The sequence below is a fragment of the Mycobacterium sp. genome (genome assembly GCF_035506235.1).
GTDB lineage: Bacteria > Actinomycetota > Actinomycetes > Mycobacteriales > Mycobacteriaceae > Mycobacterium.
Map to the genome: position 1 here is coordinate 1 of NZ_DATJPU010000231.1, position 15,418 is coordinate 15,418.

13 protein-coding genes and 4 pseudogenes are annotated in these 15,418 nt (G+C 67.6%); 10 read left to right on the plus strand and 7 right to left on the minus strand.

From position 1 onward, the window contains the following. A pseudogene (locus VMD50_RS21015) lies at positions 1–168 on the plus strand (dihydrodipicolinate synthase family protein); the annotation flags it as partial. A 61-nt stretch (positions 169–229) separates the two neighbouring features. On the opposite strand, the pseudogene mbp1 reads toward VMD50_RS21015, so the two are convergent. After that, a pseudogene (mbp1, locus tag VMD50_RS21020) lies at positions 230–463 on the minus strand (microaggregate-binding protein 1); the annotation flags it as partial. Positions 464–559: 96 nt separating this feature from the next. After that, positions 560–760, minus strand: a complete 201-nt coding sequence (locus tag VMD50_RS21025; RefSeq protein WP_325430338.1) for a hypothetical protein — start codon at positions 758–760, stop codon at positions 560–562. A 299-nt stretch (positions 761–1,059) separates the two neighbouring features. Here VMD50_RS21025 and VMD50_RS21030 point away from each other — a divergent pair, with 299 nt between their 5' ends. Genes VMD50_RS21030 through VMD50_RS21055 form a run of 6 tightly spaced genes read left to right on the plus strand, consistent with a single transcriptional unit; the run spans position 1,060 to position 7,893 of the window. Next, positions 1,060–1,914 (plus strand): enoyl-CoA hydratase, encoded by an 855-nt coding sequence (locus tag VMD50_RS21030; RefSeq protein ID WP_325430340.1) that lies wholly within the window; start codon positions 1,060–1,062, stop codon positions 1,912–1,914. A 30-nt stretch (positions 1,915–1,944) separates the two neighbouring features. After that, complete coding sequence (locus tag VMD50_RS21035; RefSeq protein ID WP_325430357.1) at positions 1,945–3,147, plus strand: amidohydrolase family protein; 1,203 nt, start codon at positions 1,945–1,947, stop codon at positions 3,145–3,147. Positions 3,148–3,169: 22 nt separating this feature from the next. Next, a complete protein-coding gene (locus tag VMD50_RS21040) occupies positions 3,170–4,786 on the plus strand; it encodes an acyl-CoA synthetase (protein WP_325430342.1) in 1,617 nt (538 codons plus the stop codon). Then, positions 4,783–5,613, plus strand: coding sequence for an amidohydrolase family protein (locus VMD50_RS21045; RefSeq protein ID WP_325430343.1), 831 nt, complete (start codon positions 4,783–4,785; stop codon positions 5,611–5,613). The genes VMD50_RS21040 and VMD50_RS21045 overlap by 4 nt, the downstream gene beginning before the upstream one ends. A 2-nt stretch (positions 5,614–5,615) precedes the next feature. Continuing rightward, positions 5,616–6,674, plus strand: a complete 1,059-nt coding sequence (locus VMD50_RS21050; RefSeq protein WP_325430345.1) for an acyl-CoA dehydrogenase family protein — start codon at positions 5,616–5,618, stop codon at positions 6,672–6,674. A gap of 16 nt (positions 6,675–6,690) precedes the next feature. After that, positions 6,691–7,893, plus strand: coding sequence for an acyl-CoA dehydrogenase family protein (locus tag VMD50_RS21055; RefSeq protein WP_325430347.1), 1,203 nt, complete (start codon positions 6,691–6,693; stop codon positions 7,891–7,893). Between the two features lie 78 nt (positions 7,894–7,971). Here the strand turns inward: VMD50_RS21055 and VMD50_RS21060 are convergent, their stop codons facing one another. From VMD50_RS21060 to VMD50_RS21080, 5 genes and pseudogenes are all read right to left on the minus strand, one after another. Beyond that, positions 7,972–9,183 carry a CaiB/BaiF CoA transferase family protein gene (locus tag VMD50_RS21060; RefSeq protein ID WP_325430359.1) on the minus strand — a complete coding sequence of 404 codons (1,212 nt, stop codon included), beginning with the start codon at positions 9,181–9,183 and terminating at the stop codon, positions 7,972–7,974. A gap of 22 nt (positions 9,184–9,205) precedes the next feature. Then, the gene (locus VMD50_RS21065) at positions 9,206–10,414 is read right to left on the minus strand and encodes a cytochrome P450 (RefSeq protein ID WP_325430349.1); all 1,209 of its coding nucleotides are present in this window, start codon (positions 10,412–10,414) and stop codon (positions 9,206–9,208) included. Positions 10,415–10,524: 110 nt separating this feature from the next. Continuing rightward, on the minus strand, positions 10,525–12,177 hold the full coding sequence (locus VMD50_RS21070; RefSeq protein WP_325430360.1) for an acyl-CoA synthetase: 1,653 nt from the start codon (positions 12,175–12,177) through the stop codon (positions 10,525–10,527). A gap of 8 nt (positions 12,178–12,185) precedes the next feature. After that, positions 12,186–12,526: pseudogene (locus VMD50_RS21075) on the minus strand (PaaI family thioesterase); the annotation flags it as partial. Positions 12,527–12,583: 57 nt separating this feature from the next. Beyond that, complete coding sequence (locus tag VMD50_RS21080) at positions 12,584–13,201, minus strand: cysteine hydrolase family protein (protein ID WP_325430351.1); 618 nt, start codon at positions 13,199–13,201, stop codon at positions 12,584–12,586. 361 nt (positions 13,202–13,562) lie between these two features. On the opposite strand from VMD50_RS21080, the gene VMD50_RS21090 reads away from it, so the two are divergent. From VMD50_RS21090 to VMD50_RS21100, 3 genes and pseudogenes are all read left to right on the plus strand, one after another. Further along, positions 13,563–14,621: an alpha/beta hydrolase family protein gene (locus tag VMD50_RS21090; RefSeq protein ID WP_414686134.1), complete on the plus strand. Its 1,059-nt coding sequence runs from the start codon at positions 13,563–13,565 to the stop codon at positions 14,619–14,621. Positions 14,622–14,635: 14 nt separating this feature from the next. Further along, positions 14,636–14,767: pseudogene (locus tag VMD50_RS21095) on the plus strand (nuclear transport factor 2 family protein); the annotation flags it as partial. Further along, the coding region (locus tag VMD50_RS21100) for a TIGR03857 family LLM class F420-dependent oxidoreductase (protein ID WP_325430355.1) at positions 14,764–15,418 on the plus strand (655 nt) is incomplete at its 3' end. The pseudogene VMD50_RS21095 and the gene VMD50_RS21100, both read left to right, overlap by 4 nt.

A 15,418-nucleotide genomic window follows, 5' to 3' on the forward strand; every position in this document is an offset into this window, starting at 1 on the left:
TTCACCCACTGGGGCGGCGCATTCAAGTACGCCGCATCGCTGCTCGGGCTCCCGATAGGCGACTATCCGCATTCCCGGCCCCCACAGGCCGAGCTTCCGCCCGAGGCGAAGACCCAGATCGAGAGCGCCTACCGACGCCTCGGCCTGATCGAAACCGTGTTGCGGTAGAACGGATTACACGGCGAAGCGGGCCCGATAAAAATCGGGCCCGCCCCCCGGGTGCCGAGTTCTGCTCGGCCCGCTCGCGCGCTTCCGCTGCCTTAGCCTTGCCGCGCGCCTTCTCGGCCGCGGCTTCCTTGCGTGCGACATTTCGCTGCGCGTCTGCCTTGTCCTGCTGGGCTTCGCCTTCATTGACCAGGTCGTTGCTGCCGATGACCGTGCCGATCAATTCCTTGGCGTTGCCGATTACGCCTTCGACAATTCCCCGAATGGCCTGGACCGGACCGCTCTTGGCGTCAACCATTGCATCTCCCTCCCATTTGATGGATGGCTTACCTTGCAGGCTTCCCGCAAGCGCCACCCACGCAAACATCTTGCCGTGGTGGCCGGTGCCACAGCGTCAATCCGCCAGGGCCGGCGCCTCCGGCTCCGGGTCGGCCTGGCGGTGCCTGGTCCACAACCGCAACGCGAGCCCTGCGACAACGCCGATCAGCGCCATCCAGAACAGGATCTGCGCACCCGTCACCGCCAGCTCGGCCCGCAGCGCCATTGCGCGCGCCTGGCGCAGGCGGTGAACAAGCGCATTGAACGTCGTCTTCACCAGTCATCGGTAACCCCCGCATCGCGATCCTAAACCGCCTTCGACGGCCGGCGTCTGTTTTCCCGTTTCTGAAGTGTCTGCTGGGCGCGGTGATCCTGCTGGCGATCGTCAAGCTGATCACCGGCGGACGGTTGTCCCGCCAGGCGCGATCGTCTCCAGCTCAGCGCGCCGAAAGTGGCTGTGTGGTCGCGGTTCGCGCGCGCGTCGCGGCGGTTGTGGAATGCGCTACCGATAGGTATACAGTATGCGTACAAAGACGGCCGACCATCCGGTACGCGTTTGAGGAGGTGCCGCGGCAGATGTCCGCCAGCGACCGTGCTTCCGAAGACGCGGTGCTCTACGAGGCCACGGCGAGCGGCGTTGCAATCCTCACGTTCAATCGTCCGGATCGTCTCAACGCCTGGGGCCCCGACATCGCCGCCGCGTTCTATGCCGGGATCGACCGCGCCGAACAGGACCCGGACATCCGGGTGATCGTGGTGACCGGCCGCGGCAAGGGATTCTGCGCCGGTGCGTATCTGGGCGCGCCGAGTTCGGCGGCCACCTACGGCGAGACGATGGAGAAGGCGGCTCGGACCGACCTGGCCGCGTTGGTCGGCGAGCGGCCGCCCCATTTCGTGACCACGCTGCGCAAGCCCGTCATCGCGGCGATCAACGGCGCCTGTGTCGGCATCGGTCTGACCCAGGCGCTGATGTGCGACGTCCGCTTCGCGGCCGCCGGGGCCAAATTCGCCGCCGTGTTCGCCCGCCGCGGGCTGATCGCCGAATTCGGCATCTCCTGGATACTTCCGCGGCTGACCACCTGCGGAGTCGCCCTCGACCTGTTGCTCAGCGGCCGCACCTTTCTCGCCGACGAGGCGGCCGAGCTGGGCCTGGTCAAAGAGGTCGTCGCGCCCGAAAACCTGATGGCGCGGGCCCTGGACTACGCGGAGGACATCGCACGCAACTGCTCGCCCACTTCGATGGCGGTGATCAAACGCCAGGTTTACGGTGACGCCACCCGCGACGTCGTGGACGCCACCTCGCGCGCCGAGGTGCTACTGCACGAGGCGATGCCGCGACCGGACGTCATCGAAGGAATCACCAGCTTCCTCGAGAAGCGGCCGCCGCAATTCCCCCCAATGGTCGGAAAGCTCACCTCGCCCGACGCTTAGCGTTCGCCGGTGGCACTTGAAAGGATCATCATGGCCAACCTGGATTACCGGGCGATCGACGTCGACAATCACTATTACGAGCCGCTGGACGCCTTTACCCGCCACTTGGACAAGAGGTTCAAGCGCCGCGGCGTGCAGATGGTCAGCGACGGCAAGCGCACCTGGGCCGTGATCGGGGACCGCGTCAATCACTTCATCCCCAACCCCACCTTCGACCCGATCATCGTGCCGGGCTGCCTCGACTTGCTGTTCCGCGGGGAGATCCCCGAAGGGGTCGATCCGGCCTCGCTGATGAAAGTCGAGCGGCTGGCCAACCACCCCGAGTACCAGAACCGTGATGCGCGGGTCGCGGTGATGGACACCCAGAACATCGAGACGGCGTTCATGCTGCCGACTTTCGGATGCGGCGTCGAGGAGGCGCTCAAGCACGACATCGACGCGACGATGGCGTCGGTGCACGCATTCAACCTGTGGCTCGACGAGGACTGGGGTTTCGACCGGCCCGATCACCGAATCATTGCCGCGCCGATCATCTCGCTGGCCGATCCGGCCAAGGCGCTCGAAGAGGTCGAGTTCGTGCTGGCCCGCGGCGCCAAACTGATGCTTGTACGGCCGGCACCGGTGCCCGGCGTGATCAAGCCGCGGTCGCTGGGCGACCCCAGCCACGACCCGGTGTGGGCCCGGCTGGCCGAGGCGGGCGTACCGGTGGGCTTCCACCTCAGCGACAGCGGCTATCTGCACATCGCGGCGCAGTGGGGCGGCAAGGCGACCTTCGAGGGGTTCGGCGAAAAGGACCCGCTGGATCAGGTGCTCCTCGACGACCGCGCCATCCACGACACCATGGCCTCGATGATCGTGCACGGCGCGTTCACCCGCCACCCGAAACTCAAGGCGGTCAGCATCGAAAACGGCTCATACTTCGTGCACCGGCTGATCAAGCGCCTGAAGAAGGTGGCCAACAATTACCCGCGGCATTTTCCCGACGACCCGGTCGAGCAGTTGCGCAACAACGTGTGGATCGCGCCCTACTACGAGGACGACCTGCCGGAGCTGGCCAACGCGATCGGCATCGACAAGATCCTGTTCGGTTCCGACTGGCCGCACGGCGAAGGCCTCGAGTCGCCGGTGTCGTTTACCGACGAGCTCGTCGGGTTCAGTGATTCGGATGTCCGAAAGATCATGCGCGACAACGCTCTCGACCTCCTCGGCATTCAAGTCAGGTCGGCAGCTTGATTATTCGAGGCGGGCTGCGCTAGTGAGCGAATGGACCGTAGGCGCCGTTGTCGACGCCATCGCCGACGTCATCCCGGACCGTCTGATGACCGTCTGCGGTAACCGCCGGAGCACGTTTGCCGAATCGGCGAGCCGCACCACCCGGTTGGCAAACTTTCTCAGCGGCAAGGGGTTCGGGGCGCATGCCGAGCGCGAGAAGCTCGAGCCCTGGGAATGCGGTCAAGACCGCGTCGCGCTCCTCATGTACAACGACCTGTACCCCGACATGGTGATCGGATGCCTCAAGGCACGCACCGTTCCGGTCAACGTCAACCACCACTACTCGCCACACGAAATCGCCGACCTGCTCGACTACGTCCGGCCCCGGGCGATCATCTACCACCGCTGCCTCGGCGCCCGGTTCGCCGACGTGCTGCCCCCCTCCGGGACCGAGCTGTTGGTGTCGATCGACGACAGCAGCGGCGCGCCCGAACTGCCGGGCGCCGTGTCGCTGGACGACGCCCTGGCCGCCGGCGCCTCCGGCGTGCGCCCGGTGGGGTCGCCGGACGACCTGATCATGATGTGCACCGGCGGAACGACGGGGCGCCCCAAGGGTGTGCTGTGGCGCCAGGCCGACATGTACGTGTCGTCGATGGTCGGCGCCGACCACGACAGCGTCACCGAGATCCACGACAAGGTGCTTGGCGGCGGCCGGCCCTGGTTTGCGGTCTCCCCGCTGATGCACGCGGCGGGCATGTGGACCGCGTTCGCCGCGCTCTGCGCCGGCCTGCCGGTCGTGCTCTATGACGACCGCAACAAGCTCGACGTGCGCTCGGTGTGGGAGACCGCCGAGCGGGAGAAGGTGGGGATGATGACGATGGTCGGCGACGCGTACGCCGGGCCGCTGATCGCCGAACTCCGCGCGCGTCGATACGACCTGTCCGCGCTGAACGCCATCGGCACCGGCGGGGCGGCCACCAACGCGAAATACAAACGGGCGCTGATGGAATGCCTGCCGCACATCACCATCATCGAGGGCTACGGGTCGTCCGAGAGCGGCAACATGGCGTTCGGGCACAGCCGCGACGGGACCGCCAGCGAAACCTTCGAACCCAGGGTCGGCGCTTCCGTCGTCTCCGCAGACCGCAGCCGGTTCCTGCGCCCCGGCGAACAGGAAGTCGGCTGGGCCGCCCGGACGGGCCGGATCCCGCTCGGCTACTTCGGCGACGCCGAAGCCACCCGCCGCACCTTCCCGCAGATCGACGGCCGGCGCGTGGTGATACCGGGCGACCGGGCGTCCCTCGAAATGGACGGCACCATAAGGCTTTTCGGCCGCGACTCGCTGGTCGTCAACACCGGTGGCGAAAAGGTGTTCGTCGAAGAGGTCGAAGAGGTGCTGCGCGCGCACCCAGGCGTGGCCGACGCCCTGGTGGTGGGACGGCCGAGCGAGCGGTGGGGGCAGGAAGTCGTCGCCCTCGTCGCGGCACACCCGGGCGCCGACCTCGCGTCGGAGCGGGCCCTGTACACGTTGTGCACCTCGCAGCTGGCGCATTTCAAGGCGCCCAAGGCGTTCATCTTCGTCGAGCAGATCGAGCGGCTCGGCAACGGCAAGCCGAACTACCGATGGGCGCGAGAGCAAGCCGAACAGAAGGTGCCATGAACACCAAAGCGATTGACTGCCTGGTCAACGTGCACTTCGGGGAGGCCGAATCCCAGCCCGCCTGGATGCTCAAGGTCAGGGACGACTACTTCAAGGGCCCGGAGTCGATGTTCGCGCCGGTCGATCTGTCCGAGCTACTCGACGAGATGGATTCCCAGGGTGTGCAAAAGGCGATCCTGATGGACTCGATCGCCGGCCCGTCCACCACCGCGCACAAGTTCGTCGAGGCCAAACCGGACCGGTTCGCCCTTGCGATGGGCGGGGTCAACCTGCTGCGCCCGGTGCGGTCGTTGCGCGAATTGACCGCGGTCGTCGGCGACCTGCCGGTCGCGTATGCCGTAGTGGGACCCAGCTTTTGGGGTGACGGTCAATACCCGCCCAGTGACGCCGTTTACTACCCGCTCTACGCGAAATGCGCGGAGCTGGACCTGCCGCTGTGCATCAACACCGGCATCCCGGGCCCGCCGATCCCGGGAGAGGTCCAGCACCCCATGCACCTGGACCGCGTCTGCGTGCGGTTCCCGGAGCTGAAGCTGTGCATGATCCACGGGGCCGACCCGTGGTGGGACGTCGCCATCCGGCTGCTGCTCAAGTACGCCAACCTGCGGCTGATGACGTCGGCGTGGTCGCCCAAACGGCTGCCGGAAAGCCTGCTGCACTACATGCGAACGCGTGGCCCCAACAAGGTGATCTACGCGTCGGACTGGCCGGTGCTGCGCATGCGCCGGGTGATCCCGGAAGCCCGGGCGCTGGACCTGCCGCCCGAGGTGCTGGACAACTACCTGCACAACAACGCCCAGGAATTCTTCTTCGGGAAGGAACATTGACGATGGACCGCTTCGAACTGCGCAGACTCGACTACAGCCTGTCCGAAGACCACGTGGCGCTGCAGGACGCGTACAGACAGTTCTTCAAGACCCACTGCTCGATCGAAACGGTGCGCGCGGCAGAGCAATCCGGTTTCGACAAGAGTCTGTGGGAGAGGCTATGCGCGATGGGCGCGACCACGATGGCGCTGCCGGAGTCCTGCGGCGGCGATGGCGCGACGCTGGTCGACCTCACCCTGGTTGCCGAGGAGATCGGCCGGTCGCTGGCGCCGGTGCCGTGGATCGACCACGTGTGCGCCGCCCGCCTGCTGGGACGCCTGGGCGGCCTGGGCGCTGAAACGAGCGGGGTGGCCGGCGGTGACCAGCTCGCCGCGCTCGACGCGCGCATCGACGGTGCGCAGGGCGCCCGGCTGATTCCGACGGGCTCGATCGCCGACCACATCGTAATCCGTGACAGCGATCAGGTCGTGCTCCTCTCCTTCGGCACCCGGCCGGCGAAGGTGGACAACATCGGCCGGTTGCCGATGGCCTGGGTGGACCCGGCCGCCGCCGACACCCGCACGGTCGTGGCCGAGGGGCCCGACGCCGTGGCGAGTTATCAACGGGCCCTGGACGAATGGCGGCTGCTCACCGCGGCCGCGCTGGTGGGTCTGGTCGAGGAGACGATGACGATCGCCGCGGAGTTCGCCAAGACCCGCTACACGCTGGGCGTGCCGATCTCCACCCTGCAGGCCATCTCGCACCCGCTGGCGAACATGGCCATCACCGTTCAGGGCGGTCGCAACCTCGCCCGCCGCGCGGCCTGGTTCCTGGACAACGAACCCGACGAACGCCCCGAGCTGGCGCCGTCGGCCTTCGTCTTCATGGCCGAGGAGGCCGCCAAGGCGGCGACGATGGCGGTGCACATCCAGGGCGGCCTCGGGGTGTCCTCCGAAGCCGCGGCCACGGCGTACCTGGTGCGCGCCAGGGGATGGCCGCTGGCCGCCGGCGATCCGGGTGCCACCGCCGTGCGGGTCGGCGAGATCGTCGCGGCCCGCGAAAGCGCACCCCAGCCGGCTTAAGACAGGAGCGCATCGAATGGACTTCTCCCGAGTCGAGCTGTCCGAGGAAGATCAGGCCTTCCGCGACGACGCGCGAAACTTCCTCAGCACCCACATGACCGAAGAGGTCAGGCGCCGTGACCGCGAGACGGGCGACAACTTCGACGAGGGCCTGCACCTGAAGTTCGGTGCCGCAGGGTATTTGGAGGCTGAGTGGAAGCCGGAATCCGAGGGCGGATTCAGCCGGGTCCGGCGCCGCATCTGGGAGCTGGAGAAGCGGCGGGCCCACGTGCCCTGGGTGACGTGGGGGACCACCGCCATGGTGGCCCGCTCGGTCGCGAAGTTCGGATCGCCGGAACTGCGCGACGAGGTGCTGCCGAAGGTCTTCACCGGCGAGATCCGGCTGTGCCTCGGCTACACCGAGCCCGAAGGCGGTTCCGACGTCGCCACCTGCAAGACCCGCGCCGTGCGCGACGGTCACGGGTGGATCGTTAATGGCTCCAAGATGTTCACTACCGGCGCCCACAACTGCCAATACGTGTTCCTGATCACCAACACCGCCCCGGACGCGCCGAAACACAAGAGCCTGACCATGTTCCTGGTTCCGCTGGACTCGTCGGGCATCGAGATCCAGGGCATCCGCACGGTGGACGGCGACAGGACGAACATCGTCTACTACAGCGACGTTCGCGTCGACGACAAATACCGGCTGGGCGACGTGAACGCCGGCTGGACCGTGCTGCGCGAGCCGCTCAACGTCGAGCACGGCGCGGTCGCGGCATCACCCGACGGGCTGCAGGACACGTCGATCATGATGCACCAGGCCGGATCTCTGGCCGAGGCCGCTGACAGGGCCGCGGCCCGCGTCACCCGGCCCGGACCCGACGGCCGCCGGCTGATCGACGACAAGTCGGTCGCGTATCGGCTGGGCCGCAGCGCCGCCCGATTGGAAATTGCGCTGTCGGCCCCGAGCATCTTCGGCCGGGTCGCCATCGCCCAAACGATGCGGGACATCTCCCCGGACCTGATGGACATCCTCGGGGCCGCATCGGCCCTGCCATACGGGACCGACGGCGCCGCCGACGACGGAAGCGCGGAGTATGCCTACCGGTTCGCTCCGTTGGTAGGCATCTACGGCGGCACGCTGGAGGTGTTCCGCAACATGATCGGTCAGTACATGCTCGGGCTGGGCAAGCCGAACTACTCACCGCCGGTGCAGAAAACGGCGCCGAGCGGGTAACCATTGCGCCGCCGTGTCGTCGCGGTGGTTACACGCTCGACGGATATTCACTGCCGACATAGATCGCATCGACGCCGGTCAAGCGATGGCTCCCGAATCCTTGAGCTCGGCGATGCGGTCCCAGTCCATGCCGAGCTCCATCAGAACGAGTTCGGTGTGTTCGGACGCCTGCGGCGCCCGTGTGGTCACCAGCGGCTCATGGTTGAACTGCACGGGGCCGCGCACGACGCGGAAAGGCTTTCCGCCGCCGGCGAGTTCGACCTCGGCGATCATGTCGTTGGCGATGGCTTGTTCGTCGTCGACCAGGTCGAGAAGGCTTTGGAAGGGGGCCCACTGCCCTTTCATCGTCTTGAGGTGCTGCCGCCAGTAGTCAAAGGGCTTGCCGGCGAAGGCGTTTGCGATCAGCTCGGCGGCCGCGTCGGCGTTCTGGATCAGCGGGAGGACGTCGGAGAAGCGGGGATCGTCGGCCGCCTCGGTAATCCCGAGGTGCTCGAAGGTGTCCCGGATCAATCCGGTCGGGCTGATGATGCACAGGTTGATCGTCCCGCCGTCGGAGGTTTCATAGTTGCCCATGAAGGGGTTGACCGACTTGCCGGAACCCGGCATGGGCGTGCGCATCACCTCGCCCGTCTCCATGCCCTGCGTCACGCTGGCCCCCGCCGCCCACCAGGCCGTGCTCAGCAGCGAGACGTCCATTTCGACGACCTCGCCCGTGCGCTCGCGATGCAGCAGCGCGGCCGCGATGCCGCCGGCGATGAACATGCCGCCGATGGAATCGCCGAACGCGGGAATACCCTGCCCCAGCGCGCCGCCCAGCTCCTCCGGCGTCAGCGCGTACCCGATGCCGCTGCGCGTCCAGAACGCGGTGCCGTCGTATCCGCCGGCGTCGCGTTCCGGTCCCTTGTCGCCGTAGGCCGAACCGCGGGCATAGACGATGTTCGGGTTCGCGGCGCGGATGTGCTCGACGTCGAATTTGTGCTTCTGGCGCTGCGCGGGCATGTAATTGGTCAGGAACACGTCGGAGGCCTTGGCCAGTTCGTAGATCACTTCCTGGCCGCCCGGCGTGGAGATGTCGATTCCCACGCTGCGCTTGCCCCGGTTGGGATGCTCCATCAGCGGGTGTCGCTCCGGGTCGACCTGGATGCCGCCCATGTTGAGGAAGCCGCGCTGGGTGTCGCCGCGCAGCGGGTGCTCGACCTTGATGACATCGGCGCCCCAATCCGCCAGGATGGCGCCCGCCGCCGGGACGAACGTGAATTGCGCAAGCTCCAGGACCCGGAAGCCCGACATGACTCTTACCATTTCGCAGACCCTACTTCGCGTCGAACGTCACCGGAAGCGCCGTCGGCGAACGGAAGGGCTGGCCGTGGATGTGCGGGTCGCCGTCGGTCAGCAGGTTGACGGTGGTCAGCCGATTCAGCAGGCATTCGAGTGCGACGCGGGTTTCCAGCCGCGCCAGGTGCAGACCAAGACATGTGTGTTCGCCGGCGGCGAAGGAGATGTGCGGCATGTGCGTGCGGAAGATGTCGAATTCGCCGGAGCGTTCCCAGCGCCGCTCGTCCCGATTCGCCGAACCGATGCACACCCCGACCACGGCGCGCGCCGGAATCTCGACGCCCTCGAGCTCGGTGCCCTCCGTGGTGAACCGCTGCACGGTGGTCAGCGGCGTCTCGTAGCGCAGCCCCTCCTCGATGGCCTGGCCGATCAGCCCGCGGTCCGCCTGGACCGCGGCGAACTGATCGGGATGGCTGAGCAATAGGTACAGCAGGTTGCCCGACGACCGGTACGTGGTCTCCAACCCGGCCGGCAGCAGCAGGCGCAGGAACGAGTAAATCGCTTCGTCACTTAGGTTTTCGCCGTCGATCTCCGCGGTGACCAGGTCGCCAATGATGTCCTCGGTGGGCTGGGATCTGCGCAGCTCGATCTGCTCGAGGAAGCAATCCTTCAGTGCCGCCGACGCCTCGAAGGCCCGCTCGTAATTGACGTGGTAGCTGATCAGCTCCACGGCGCGCAGGCGGAACATCGGCAGGTCGTCGGCCGGCAGCCCCAGCAGTTGGGCGATGACCCGGGTGGGAAATTCGAAGGTGAATTGCCGGACCAGGTCGGCCTCGCCGCTGTCGATGAACTCGTCGACCAACGCGTTGCAGATCGGCAGCACGACGGCGGGCTCCCACCGGGCCAGCGCCCTGGACTTGAAAGCCGCCGAGACCAGGTTGCGATGGTCGCGATGCTTCTTTCCCTCCATCGCCAGAATGGTCGGTCCCATGAAGAGGCCGATCGTCTTGTCGTACGGTGCGGAGCTGAACACCCGTCCATCCCGGAACACCGTGTTCACCGCGTCGAACGACACCGCGGAATACTCGCGCTCGGGTATCAGCGACTCGGGCGTCTTGGTGTAGTCCATGACCGTGCCGCGGAAGACGCCGCCCTGCCGGCGCTTGTGAGCAAAGAAAGGGTAGGGGTCACGCAGGCTGACGGTCTCTTGGCCGGTGTGGGGGCCGGTGTGGACGTTGGTCGTCACCTAGATCTCCAGCATCTTCAGCAGGAACGGGCAGTCCTGCGTAAGATCGTACTGTAATTCTTACAGTAGACAATATTGGGCGCCCCGGCGACCAGGCAGGCCGGTAACCGTCAGCCGTTCACGGCCTGCTCGCGCGCCCACCGGTAGTCGGCCTTGCCCGACGGGCTGCGCTCTATCACCGGACGGAACACGATCGCCTTGGGAAGCTTGTAGCGCGCCAACGCCTTTGCGGCGTGGGCGACGAGCTCGTCGGCGTCGGCGCTCGCGCCCTCGGCGAGCGCGACGACGGCCACCACCTCCTGGCCCCAACGCTCGCTGGGCCGCCCGGCGACCACCACGTCGGCCACCGCGGGATGCGACGCGATCGCGGTCTCGACCTCCTCGACGAAGATCTTCTCGCCGCCGGAATTGATGGTGACCGAATCGCGGCCCAGCAATTCGATGGCGCCGTCGGCGCGGTGGCGCGCGCGGTCGCCGGGGACGGCATACCGCACCCCGTCGATCACTGGGAAGGTCTTGGCCGTCTTGGCCGCATCGCCCTTGTACCCCAGCGGAACAAAGCCGCGCTGCGCTAGCCAGCCCATGCCGTCGTGGCCGGGCGCCAGGATCGCCGACAGGTCCTCGGCCGCCACGAACGTGTCGGGCCCGGCGTTGAACGTTCCGGTCGACACCGCGCCCGGAGCGGACAGGTGGTGCATCTGCGCCCCGGTTTCCGAGGATCCGACGCCGTCGACCACGACGGCGTTCGGCAGCACCTCGATCAAGCGTTGCTTGACGTACGGGGTCAGCAGGGCGCCGCCGTTGGCGACCACAGCCAACGACGACACGTCTGCGGTGCCTTTCTCGATCGCAGCGACCAGCGGTCGGGCCATCGCGTCCCCGACCACCGTCACCACGGTGGCCCGCTCACGCTCGATGGTCCGCACGACATCGTCGGCGTCCAAATGGTCGACGACCGAAGGGAAGGCGACGGACTGCCCCGTCGTGATCGCGGTCATCACGCTCCACTGGGCGGCGCCGTGGATCAGTGGCGGCAAGATGAGCAACTTGGTGCCCGGGCCCGCACCCACCCGTGCCACGATCTCGTCGACCGACGCCGATGGCTCCCCGGTCACGAGGTTCCGCCCGCCGAAGGACGTCATGAAGATGTCGTGCTGGCGCCACAGCACGCCCTTCGGCATCCCCGTGGTGCCGCCGGTGTAGAGGACGTAGAGGTCGTCGGGCGAGTGCTGCAGGGGCGGTGGTTGCGGCGGGCTGGACGCCAGGGCGGCCTCGTAATCCACCGCGCCATAGATCAAGTCGTTGCCCGAGTCGTCGGCGATCTGAATCAGGACGCGCAGCTGCGGCAGGTCAGGCAGGATTTCGGCCACTCGTGGCGCGAAGGCGGCGTGGTAGATCAGGGCGGAAGCCCCCGAATCCGCCAGCAGGTATTGCAGCTCGCTTTTTACGTAGCGGAAGTTGACGTTGAAGGGTGCGACGCGCGCCTGGAAGGCGCCCAGCAACGCCTCGACGAACTCGTTGCCGTTGTAGGCGTACAGGCCGAGCAGGTCCTGTCCGACCTCGTGGCCGGCGAGCGCGGAACGCTCGGTGTGGCAACCCAGTCCGCGCTTGTGCAGGTATGCGGCAAGCCGGTTCGCCCGCTCGAGGATCTGCGCGTAGCTGTACCGCCGGTCGCCCCGGATCACCAGGTCGCGGTCGGGGATCGCCGCGGCGACGGCCTTGGCGACCTCGGGCACGGTGAATTGTGTTGCGGTGTCGGACATCGTGCCTCTCACGGCTGGTGGGGTAGCAGGGCGGACCATCAGGCCGTTGGCTTCGCTGAGCCGTGTGCCGTCGGCAGCCGTCATGGTAGCGGCAACGAAGAATTTCCTGCCGTCGACGTTGGTGATCCGCCGCGGGCGGTCAACGGCTCCTCGATCGGCGTGACGTTGCTGTAGTCGGCGTGCAGAAAAGCCGTCCGAGTGGGTGGACAACCGGCGGTGGACACGACCATCCCGAACAGCCGGTCGTAGAACATCGGGATCATGCCGCCGTGCACGGAGTTGTTCCCGCCCACGTGGGCCCCAACCCGGGCAGTTCGATGGCCCGCCCGCCCGGCGCCACGCCCTCGGGAGTGCTCGCGGTGCCCGCATCGAGCTGTCGGTGGCGACGGCGAGATCCTGCAGGCGGTCATGGGCGCTCCCATGCGCGAAGCAGATCGTCCGTCGTGGTGATCGTCGCGAGCAACGACAGCGTGTTGGCTATGACGGCGGCGCCGTAGTCGGCCGGCACGCCGGCGACGGCGTCGCGCGGGACGACGACGCGATAGGCGGCGTTGACCGCGTCCATGACGACGTTAGGGATCGCGATATTCAGCGATACGCCCACCACGACGAGGGTGGAGACCCCGAGGTTGCGCAGCACCGCGTCGAGGTCAGTGCCGCCCATCGGCCCGACGCCGTGCCAGCGGCTGAGCACCAAATCGGTTGGCTGGGGCCCCAATTCGGGCAGTAGAGCCGCCCCGGTCGTGCCGGGCGCGATGTCGACGTCGCCGCGGCCGATGGCGAAGATCTTGGCGTTGTGGTTCGAGCCGAGCCCGTCGGGGCGTCTATGCACCAGGCAGTGCACGACCCGCACCCCGGCCGACCGCGCCGCGGGCAACAGCCGCACGATGTTCGGCAGGGCGACGCGGCGCGCCTCCCGGGCCAGCATGCCCAGGCCGGCGTTCGGGCCCATCACCGCGCCCTGGCACTCTTGGGTGACGATCGCGGTGTGTCCCGGGGCCGCGAGGTGTTCGAGTGCCGTCATGCCGGCACTTCGTAGAACTGGGTCGCCCACCTGCGCAGCGCCATATACCGCACTCATTGATACTAAATTCATTACAGTATAGATTTCAGCAAATCGGCGGAAGTTTCGTCCAGGGCCAGGAGTGGGTCGACCACGCCACCGACCGTACCGGCGCGCCCGTCCGGCAACTCCTGGTACAACGGCAACGCGCCCGACGAGAAACGGATGTACATGGGCTATACCGGCGGGATCCCCGAATACCGCGCCGCTGCGACGACATCGCGGCCGGCGGCTACACCGGCTTCATGCTCGCCCGGGTGAGCAACATGTCGTGGGCGACGCGCGGGCTGGGCTGTCCCGGGAGCTGGCTCGTGAGCTGGGGATGCTGCTGCCGCGCACGGTGGCCGGCCTCAACGAATCGACCGGCTGGGCCCCGGCGTCGCCGCGCGGGATACGGCAATTCGGTGAGGTCATGCTGGACGAGCTTGTGCTGAGCGGGTTTTCGCTGCTGAACGGCAGTCCCCCGACGGTGCGGCCGCTGGACGCGTGCACCGCGGCGGCCGAGGAGTTGTCGGCGCTGGGCATCGACGGGGCGCACGCCGAACCGGAGCCGCTGCGGGCGACTTCGGTGCGGCGGCGGCGGATCGCCGGCCTGGCGTACGAGCGGATGACGTTCGAACACGATCCGAAGCTGCCGGCCACGCTGAAGGCCGACGGGCTGGGCGGCCCCGCGCGGGCGGTGGTGCACGTGTGCCGGCACCGGGACGGCCCGAGGCCATGGCTGGTCTGGGTCCACGGCGCCGGCCAGGGCGGCACGGAAGACATGCTGCTGTCCCGGATGGGCCGGATCCATCACGGGCTGGGGTTCAACGTCGCCATGCCGGTGCAGCCCGGCCACGGTTCCCGGCGCCGCGAATGGCCGGCCTATCCGGACGTGGATCCGCTGGGCAACGTCGCCGGCATGATGCGTGCGGTGTCGGAGGTCCGCGCCGTGGTGCGCTGGGTTCGGCCGCAGGCCGGCGCCCTTGTGGTGGGAGGGATTTCGATGGGCACCCCGGCGGCCGCGCTGGTTTCCCACCTCGAGCGGGTCGACGCGGTGGCGTTGTATACCCCCATCCTGGGGCTCAACGCGATGATCGCGCGACACCTGGGGCGCTTCGGGCCATCCCGCGCCGCGTTCCGCGAGCTGCTCGAGTCTCCTGAGGTGTCGAAGCTGACCTCGGTGATCGATCCGTTGCGGGTCGAACCCGCGCCTCCGCCGCAGCGCCGGCTCATCGTCGGGGCCTGGCACGACCGCATGGCGATGCGTGAGCCCGCGGTCGCGTTGCAGGAACGCTGGGGCGGGCAGCTGTACTGGTACGACGGCGGCCACGTCGGTCACATCTTCTCCCGGCGTGTGCTCAAGGTGACCGAGCGCTTCCTGGGTGAGGTGGCCGCGTGACGGCGACGTTCGCCGGCGACGACGGCAAACACGTCGCGATCGTCTACGACTCGACGATGACCACCAAGGACGGCACCGAGGCCAACGTCGCCGGCAAGATCGTCGGGGTTTGGAATTGCGGCTACCAGCAAGGAGTTTGGAATTGAGCGAGCGCGCACTTGACGAGCTGGGCTACTACCTGCTGGCCGGCGCCGGCGGCGAGGGTCCGGCAACCCTGATGGACGAAGCCCGCCGCGGCGAGGAACTGGGCTTCGGCACCGCGTTCATCTCCGAGCGCTGGAACGTCAAGGAAGCGTCCTCCCTCGTCGGGGCGGCCTGCGCGGTGACCAACCGGATGCAAATCGCCACCGCCGCAACAAATCACAACACTCGCCACCCCCTGATCACCGGATCGTGGGCGACCACCATGCACCGGCTCTCCGGCGGGCGATTCACGCTCGGCATCGGCCGCGGCATCGCCGCCATCTATGGGGCGTTCGGCATACCTGCCGTCACCACGGCCCAGATGGAGGACTGGGCGCAGGTGATGCGCCGGCTGTGGCACGGCGAGCTGATCTTCAACCACGACGGCCCGATGGGCAAATACCCCGTCCTGTTCCTCGACCCGGACTTCGACGAAGACATTCGCCTGGCGCTGGTGGCCTTCGGGCCCAACCCGCTCGCGCTCGGCGGCCGGGTTTTCGACGACGTGATCCTGCACACCTACTTCACCCCGGAGACGCTGCAGCGCTGCGTGGCGACGGTCAAGACGGCCGCGGAGAAGGCCGGCCGCGACCCCGACAGCGTGCGGGTGTGGT

Excerpts from the sequence above, each read along its gene's own strand:
- VMD50_RS21030 (WP_325430340.1), top strand. The coding sequence starts at position 1,060 with ATGTCCGCCAGCGACCGTGCTTCCGAAGACGCGGTGCTCTACGAGGCC.
- VMD50_RS21035 (WP_325430357.1), top strand. The coding sequence starts at position 1,945 with ATGGCCAACCTGGATTACCGGGCGATCGACGTCGACAATCACTATTAC.
- VMD50_RS21045 (WP_325430343.1), top strand. The coding sequence starts at position 4,783 with ATGAACACCAAAGCGATTGACTGCCTGGTCAACGTGCACTTCGGGGAG.
- VMD50_RS21050 (WP_325430345.1), top strand. The coding sequence starts at position 5,616 with ATGGACCGCTTCGAACTGCGCAGACTCGACTACAGCCTGTCCGAAGAC.
- VMD50_RS21055 (WP_325430347.1), top strand. The coding sequence starts at position 6,691 with ATGGACTTCTCCCGAGTCGAGCTGTCCGAGGAAGATCAGGCCTTCCGC.
- VMD50_RS21060 (WP_325430359.1), bottom strand. The coding sequence starts at position 9,183 with ATGTCGGGCTTCCGGGTCCTGGAGCTTGCGCAATTCACGTTCGTCCCG.
- VMD50_RS21070 (WP_325430360.1), bottom strand. The coding sequence starts at position 12,177 with ATGTCCGACACCGCAACACAATTCACCGTGCCCGAGGTCGCCAAGGCC.
- VMD50_RS21080 (WP_325430351.1), bottom strand. The coding sequence starts at position 13,201 with ATGACGGCACTCGAACACCTCGCGGCCCCGGGACACACCGCGATCGTC.
- VMD50_RS21090 (WP_414686134.1), top strand. The coding sequence starts at position 13,563 with ATGCTGCTGCCGCGCACGGTGGCCGGCCTCAACGAATCGACCGGCTGG.